The following is a 2,307-nucleotide window of genomic DNA, read 5'->3' on the forward strand; positions in this document are numbered from 1 at the left end:
CCTTTCGGTTGAGGCGACGGACCGCCTCCTGCGAGACGCGGGCAGTTTCACTGCGAGGTGGTCGTACTCGACGACTGAGGCCGGCGAGACGGCTACGATAACGAACGCCTATCAGGTGGACCTGCAGGCGAACCGTTCGCTGGAGACGTTCACGATGTCCGGGCCGGACGCCAGAACTGATTTCGAGACGTTTGTCGCCGACGGCTCGGCCTACACGCGGTACGAGACTGACGGCGAAGCGTTCTATCAGGTCAGGCCACAGGACGACACCTCGTTCCAGTCCGCCGTCGACCGCGGGACGCTCAGCTACGAATCAGTCGATGACGCCCGCTTTGTCGGGACAGAAACCTTCGACGGCGTCACGGTGGACCGCTACGAGTACTCGGACCTCTCGACCTGGCGGCAGTTCGGTGCCGGCGCGTTCGGGTCCGGCGGGAACGTGACTGTGACCGATTTCACTGTCGTGATTCTGGTCGATTCGGACGGACTTGCACGCCAGACAGCGTGGACGCTGACCGGCGAGACTGACAACGGCGAAACGGTCTCAATCGAGTGGCGCTACGAGATCACCGACGTCGGGTCGACTGACGTTCCAGACCCGGACTGGCTTGCAGAGGCCCGGTCTCAGCAATCGACCGCAACCACGTGAGCGGCGTGGCCGACCTCAGCACCTGAGGAATTCCCGGCGCTGGTCGCCGAGAGCGCTCTGGCCGGTCCCTGCCGTCTTGATATCCCGAATGAGGTTCGAGAGGTACGCCTGAACACCGGGGTCACAGGTGCCAAACTCTCTCGCTTGGCGGTAATCACACCAGAGTGCGACCGGCAACAGCGGGGCCGCAAACAGTCCGGACAGCGTGACCCCCAGCTGGAACGGGTGACCGGTCGGGACGGCGAGCCACGCAGCGGCCACGATTGCCCAGAACACCGCCCCGTAGACGACGGTGTGTCGCCAGTTGTGCGTCGGTAGTTCATATCCGCGAATGCGCGACGGCGAGTCGTCCGGTGTGTCGCCAGTGACCGCTCCGCTGGACGAGTCGCCAGTAGATGGAGAGACAGGACACGACATACTCCCTCGAAAGCGTGCTTCGATAATGACGGCTGGTTTGGCATACGCCGAACGAGACAGTGCGTATAAGCCACTCGACACGCAACGGGATGTACATGCGAGAGTTCATCTTCACTATCGACTACGAGCGGAACGTCGACCCCGTTATGGACGTGTTCATCGACTATCCGGAGACCCATTCCCGGACGATAGCGTGCAACGTCACACGAGACGGGATGTGGCGGCTCGAGCGCGTCGCCGGCCCGGAGACTGCGCTTGAACAACTGGATGACGTGTACGACGACCCGGTCCAGTGTACCGAGTGCATCGGAACCCGTAACTGCAAGACGGACTGGACGTACGAGGTCATCGGCTCGGACCCCGGCGCTCGGACGGTGTACAGCTACCGGTCGGAAGCCGGCGACTGTCACTCGATTCCGCGGTTAGCCATCGACCACGTCGGCCGCGGCGTCCTCGTCGAGACCGAGCGCCGTGGCAGCCGGTGTGAGTGGCGGCTCCTCCTCTGTAGCGACGCCGGCGTCGACGGCCTGTTCGAGGAGATGAAATCCGAGCTCCGGGAGGGACTCACCGTCGAATTCCGGCAGCTCAGTTCCCCCTCGTACTGGGTCGACGAGGCCGTGACGCTGGCGGAGCTGCCGCCGGAACAACAGGCCGCTGTCGAGGCTGCCGTCGAACACGGCTACTACCGGACGCCCCGGGACACCTCGCTCACTGACCTCGCAGAGACGCTCGACGTGTCACGGTCGACGCTCCAGTACCGCCTCCAGCGTGCGGAGGCGTGGATCGTCCGGTCGTTCGTCACGCGGTCGATGGGGCCAGTTCAGGCCGACGAAGATGTCGCCGAGGGTGGACGCCTCCGTATCGGTCGCTCGGGCGTGTAGTCGACAGTATCGCGTCTGGCACCAGAACCGAACTGCACTGCACTACCTGTATACTGCCGCGTCGCAGTTCAGAACGCGGTAACAGCGGGAGTGAGAGTTGTACGTCGTGGTGCGCCGAACGTGACACATAGATATTACTTCTCCGAACTTCGGCATATGCCAAACGAGGCGTCATGGGGGATGCACCCCTATAATTGGGTACGACCGCGGGCGTCCCACGCGCTCGCAGAGGACATCTATGACGACACGCAGCATCTATTCCCCAGACGAACGCGATGAAAGTGCGGACGAACAGGCCGAGTCCGAGGCGAGCACTGGCCACGCCTGCCCGGACTGTGGCGGAAGCCTCGTCACCGACGA

General features: G+C 63.4%; 3 protein-coding genes. 2 read left to right on the forward strand and 1 reads right to left on the reverse strand.

Annotation, left to right across the window (positions count from 1 at the left end; genetic code table 11):
* Nucleotides 1–649 (forward strand): hypothetical protein (locus G9463_RS23165; RefSeq protein ID WP_165897949.1); only part of this gene is annotated, 649 nt, incomplete at its 5' end.
* Nucleotides 650–664: 15 nt separating this feature from the next.
* Here the strand turns inward: G9463_RS23165 and G9463_RS23170 are convergent.
* On the reverse strand, nucleotides 665–1,066 hold the full coding sequence (locus G9463_RS23170) for a hypothetical protein (protein WP_127014222.1): 402 nt from the start codon (nucleotides 1,064–1,066) through the stop codon (nucleotides 665–667).
* A 95-nt stretch (nucleotides 1,067–1,161) separates the two neighbouring features.
* Between G9463_RS23170 and G9463_RS23175 the strand changes: the two genes are divergently transcribed.
* On the forward strand, nucleotides 1,162–1,947 hold the full coding sequence (locus G9463_RS23175) for a helix-turn-helix domain-containing protein (RefSeq protein WP_049919092.1): 786 nt from the start codon (nucleotides 1,162–1,164) through the stop codon (nucleotides 1,945–1,947).
* Nucleotides 1,948–2,307 lie beyond the last annotated feature (360 nt).

This window comes from Haloarcula sp. JP-Z28, from assembly GCF_011440255.1.
Classification (GTDB): domain Archaea; phylum Halobacteriota; class Halobacteria; order Halobacteriales; family Haloarculaceae; genus Haloarcula; species Haloarcula marismortui.

Bases quoted from the DNA above. Each gene is read 5' to 3' on its own strand.
- G9463_RS23170 (WP_127014222.1), bottom strand. From the start codon at position 1,066: ATGTCGTGTCCTGTCTCTCCATCTACTGGCGACTCGTCCAGCGGAGCG.
- G9463_RS23175 (WP_049919092.1), top strand. From the start codon at position 1,162: ATGCGAGAGTTCATCTTCACTATCGACTACGAGCGGAACGTCGACCCC.